Consider the following 4551-nt stretch of genomic DNA (forward strand, 5'->3'; position numbering starts at 1 on the left):
AACAGAACAAGCATGTCTGAGACTGATGTAAAGACATCTTACACATATGATGTTCTTGACAGACTTGTAGAAGCCAAAGAGCTCAATAACTCCCAGGCAATCCTTAAGACCTACGACTACGATAAGAGAGGAAACCAGACAAAAGAGTTCATAAACGGTCTCTTGCAGAAGGCTTTTACTTTTGATGCTACAAATATGCTCTCAAAGGTAGTTGATAAGGATAAGGGAGAACTTGAAAACTTCTACAACGGACTTGGATTCAGAGTGGCATCAGTAAAACCTGAAGAAAGAATTGAGTATCTTTGCGATCTTTCAAGAGATTACTATAACCTTCTTGAACGAACAGTAAATGGCGAGACAGAGAGCTTTGTCTATGATAACAACGTGATCTCAATGTCAAAAGCCGGAAATAACTTATATTACCTCCAGGATGAACTTGGCTCACCTATGTATATGACAGGCACAGACGGAGCTGTTGTAAGTGCATATGCATTTGATGACTTTGGTAGAAACATCGATCCGTTTACAGGAAAAAGAAGAGATAAGAATCATAAGCATGCATACACGACAAATGGTAATATCATTCAGCCGTTTGCATTTACAGGATACCAGGAAGATGAGGTATCTGGTCTTAAGTTTGCGCAGGCAAGATTTTATAGTGCTGATAATGGAAGATTTTTAGGTGAAGATCAGATAAAGGGATTTATTGATAATCCGGAATCTCAAAATCACTTCGAATATTGTAGACAGAATCCTATAGAGTATATTGATATTGATGGTAAATGCCCATTATTAGCTACTGCAGCTATAGGAGTAGGCATAGGAGCTTTGGTAGGCGGCGGAGCGACTGTTGTATCATCTCTTGTTAAGGGTGAAGAGATTAATTGGAAAAAAGTTGCGAAAAATGCAGGAAAAGGCGCTCTTGTGGGAGGTGCACTAGGCTTAGGGTTTGTAGGTGCTTCAGCTGTAGCAGCTGAAACTGCGGCAGCAATAGGACTGTCTGGAGCAAATTTAACTGCTGTGGCATTAGGAACAACAGGAGTGACAGCGGGAATAGGCGCGGCTCAGGGGGCGATTGGATCAGCAGTAACAGGTGGAAATGCTTTAAATGGTGCATTAAGCGGTGCAATAAATGCATCAATTTCTATGGCTGTCACTGTAGCTACGGGAAATCCATATATAGGTAATTTTATAGGTGGAGCGGTAGGAAGTCTTACTTCGGATGCTTTTGATCATTGGGATAATCCGCAACCATGGAATGGAAAAGCGGTAATAAAAAGAGCTCTTTTGGCAGGTTTTATACAGGCTGCTGTAACTGGAACGATTTCAGATGGCGCAACGAAACTGATAGCTAATCCAGTTGCGGAAGTGCTTCCATCAAATATTGCTGGATTAGTTTTTGGGATGGGTGTGACATTGATACAAGCGGCCACTAGTAATTTCTTTCCTGTAAGTACTACTAATATAGATAATGAGAGTGCTTGTGGAGAGGGGTAATCTGAGAAAAATGGTAAATGAATAATTGATTAGCTAATTATATAGGAGAACATAATGAATAAAGTAATCGCAGAGTATTGGTTTTGTTTTGTAATAGCTTTTATTGGTTTATGTATTTTTGGAAAATTGTCTGTAAAGGCATTTAAGACTAGAAATGAAAAAAGAGAAGATTCTGTTTTTGCTAAGGAAAAATGGTATAAACCGTTAAAGGTTTTTGGTGATTACGGAATAACAATTATAGCGGCAATATTTTTCCTTCCTTATTTATTAGACCTTCCATATGTATTAGGAAATAATTATCATGTTAAAGAGGGAACAATCACATGTGTGTATGATACTTCTATAGATATAGATGGAGCGGATAACTATACGACAATTACTACAAATTTATATGTAGGAGCCAAAGTAAAGGTGTTTTATTTACCGTTTACGAAGAATGCACCTATTGTTGAGATAATTTACTGACAAAGAGAATGTGAGGGATAAATGGATAGAAAAATATTTTTTTCTCTAATAGGCGGAATTGTGATTAGTGTTGAAATGTTTTTTGTTATTTTATGTATTGTTAAGCTTAAAGATCAGCCTAAGACGAGAAATGAAGTTATATCAAGAATAATGATTTCAATGTTTACGGTTGCATTTTTGGTGGCCTATGTATGGATTACGAGTTAAGACAGCTTGCACATGACATCCTGTTAAAGACCTTTTAGTTTGTCCCCGAGCAGATCTCACTAACTGACACGAGACTGCTCAGGTTGTTGTCAACAGTTCCTGATGGCTCATGGGCAGCTAAAGCCACCCGTCACCATCGTTTTTGATATAGGACCTTAAGTCCTTTGTACCTTGATAATCTTATAAAGTTCATTAAGCGCAAATGAGATAGCAATTGCATCTTCAAAGCACAGTGTCTCGTATGGATGAAGAAGTTCATAACTTATTTCTTCAACATCATTAAGCGATTCCAGAGTGCAGCTAACTTTTTTGTCGGGGATGCATAGATAGAATCCATCATGGCAATGCCCAAAGATTAGCTTGTACGAGTCATCAAGCGCATATAAAGTCGCTTCATAAGGCTCATTTATTAGTTCTTCTACATCAAGTTTGGCAGTATGCATGGTTGTGTAAGCATCATCAGTGGTTTCTGTTGGGTGTGCTCTACCAACTGCTGTTGCAACAGATATAGGAGCAGCAGCGGTTTTACCTTCTACTGTGATTGGTGCAGTACAAGGCTATACAGCTTCGAAGATTACTGGTGGAAGTGCATGGAATGGAATATTTAGTGGTGCAATTAATGGAGCGGTTTCAAGTACATTAAATGAAGTTAAGTTGCCTGGGAAAGCATTCATTTCGCAATTTGCGGGAGGCTTTAGCGGAAGTCTTTCTTCAGATATATTTGATTACATGGATGGAAGTAAGCGGTCATTTACAGATATTTTAGGACGTGCAGTAACATCTGGTTTTAGTCAAGCGATATTATGCGGACCAGTTACAGCTTTGGGAAATTCAAATTTTGCAGGTTTGGTTTTTGGATATGGAGCAACGCTTACGAGCATTATAACTAATGCGATGTGGGATACACATTCCCAAGCTATGGACCTATGTGAAGGCTAAATTATGGACAAGTGGAAAGGAGAACAATATTATGAATCGACAAATAATATTTAGGTATTATATCTTATTGACTATGTTTGTGATAGGGGCAGTTGTTTCTGTGATTTGGGCTATAAGATATACAAAAAATCCCAGTCAAAGATCGCCATATTCCGCTTTAATGTGGGTTGCAGTTATAGAAAAAACATTAATATATGGTATACCAATATTATTTTTATTTTATGCTATAAGGTTTGCAAGCGATTTGCCATATGTTATTAAAGGCGATTATATTACAAAAACAGGAGCTATAACAGAAAATGGTAAGGGAGCAATAAGGATTGATGGGAAATGGTATACATTATTACAAGACTGCGGATATAGTGAAGGTTGTAGTGTAACAATCAAATATCTTCCGCATACAAAATTTTCAGAAATATGCCATTGAAAAATAATAAATTATATAGTGAGAATAATGAAAAATGAAAATTAAAGTATTAGTTTTGGTTATATGTGCAATTATTACAAATATTTCAGTACAAATTTATTGTGCATTAAAACTTTCCAAGAAAAATGGACTAAAAAAAATCTCTCCTTTTATATTCCGCAGAATATCGCTCTTATTTTTTTGATTTTATTAATGATATATTATATGAATAGATAAAACTACTATTCATGCGATAGCAGGGGATATATCTTTATTATGATTGAGTAATTTATAGGATAATTAAACTTCGGGTATGCGACAAGGTTTATGAGAGTCAGTTAGAGCGGCAAGCTCTTTTTTGTTGGTGCGAGAGTTTTATCGTAAGCGTCAAAGTGTGTCTTGAACACCGAGGTATTATTCGATGATTACTAGTGGTGCTGTACTGGAGATGAGGGAAGGCACCTCGAAGTCGATATTCAGGGATAGGCTTCAAATCACACATGATGTTCGTACAGCCCAGTGGGCTGTACGAACGCCCCGAAAATCAGTCTGCCAAAAGTTGGCTGAATGAAAACGGGATTAATGAAAAACAATACTACTATTGATAATTATGCTACTACATATGAGTACAACAATGCAGGTGCAGTGACAAAGGTAGGATATGCTGACGGAAGAAGTGTTGCATTCTCTTATAATGCACTCAATCAGCTGGATCAGATAAATGACTGGTATGGAAAGACAATCCTTGAGAATGATATCTTAGGACGCCTTACAAAGGTAACAGACTTTAAGAACAGGACAGTAGCATATGAGTACGGTGCTACAGGAGAAAGAACAAAGCTTGTCTATGCTGACGGAAGGGAAGTAATCTATAACTATGATGACAAGCTTCAGTTAAAGAGCATCATAGGAAACGGCGAAGAGACAACCTATGCTTATGACGAGATTGGACGCCTTGTAAGCAAGAACTTCGCTAACGGAGTAAGTCAGGCTTACACATATATGCCGGGTGGAAACCTTGCATCAATGACAAGTAC

6 protein-coding genes and 1 pseudogene are annotated in these 4551 nt (G+C 37.5%); 6 read left to right on the plus strand and 1 reads right to left on the minus strand.

What is annotated here, in order from left to right; all coding sequences use genetic code 11:
• The 3 genes from T356_RS19070 to T356_RS0109890 form a co-directional block, all read left to right on the plus strand.
• Positions 1-1497, plus strand: a 1497-nt coding sequence (locus tag T356_RS19070) for an RHS repeat-associated core domain-containing protein (RefSeq protein WP_035780937.1), incomplete at its 5' end; no start/stop codon positions are given.
• A 54-nt stretch (positions 1498-1551) separates the two neighbouring features.
• On the plus strand, positions 1552-1962 hold the full coding sequence (locus T356_RS0109885) for a hypothetical protein (protein WP_026514341.1): 411 nt from the start codon (positions 1552-1554) through the stop codon (positions 1960-1962).
• 21 nt (positions 1963-1983) lie between these two features.
• Complete coding sequence (locus T356_RS0109890; protein WP_026514342.1) at positions 1984-2169, plus strand: hypothetical protein; 186 nt, start codon at positions 1984-1986, stop codon at positions 2167-2169.
• A 155-nt stretch (positions 2170-2324) separates the two neighbouring features.
• Here the strand turns inward: T356_RS0109890 and T356_RS0109895 are convergent, their stop codons facing one another.
• A complete protein-coding gene (locus T356_RS0109895; protein WP_026514343.1) occupies positions 2325-2612 on the minus strand; it encodes a hypothetical protein in 288 nt (95 codons plus the stop codon).
• Positions 2613-2631: 19 nt separating this feature from the next.
• Between T356_RS0109895 and T356_RS0109900 the strand changes: the two genes are divergently transcribed.
• The 3 genes and pseudogenes from T356_RS0109900 to T356_RS19075 form a co-directional block, all read left to right on the plus strand.
• On the plus strand, positions 2632-3108 hold the full coding sequence (locus tag T356_RS0109900) for a hypothetical protein (protein ID WP_155839020.1): 477 nt from the start codon (positions 2632-2634) through the stop codon (positions 3106-3108).
• Positions 3109-3139: 31 nt separating this feature from the next.
• A complete protein-coding gene (locus T356_RS0109905; RefSeq protein ID WP_026514345.1) occupies positions 3140-3535 on the plus strand; it encodes a hypothetical protein in 396 nt (131 codons plus the stop codon).
• A gap of 561 nt (positions 3536-4096) precedes the next feature.
• Positions 4097-4551: pseudogene (locus T356_RS19075) on the plus strand (hypothetical protein); the annotation flags it as partial.

The sequence above is a fragment of the Butyrivibrio sp. LB2008 genome (genome assembly GCF_000621565.1).
Classification (GTDB): domain Bacteria; phylum Bacillota; class Clostridia; order Lachnospirales; family Lachnospiraceae; genus Butyrivibrio.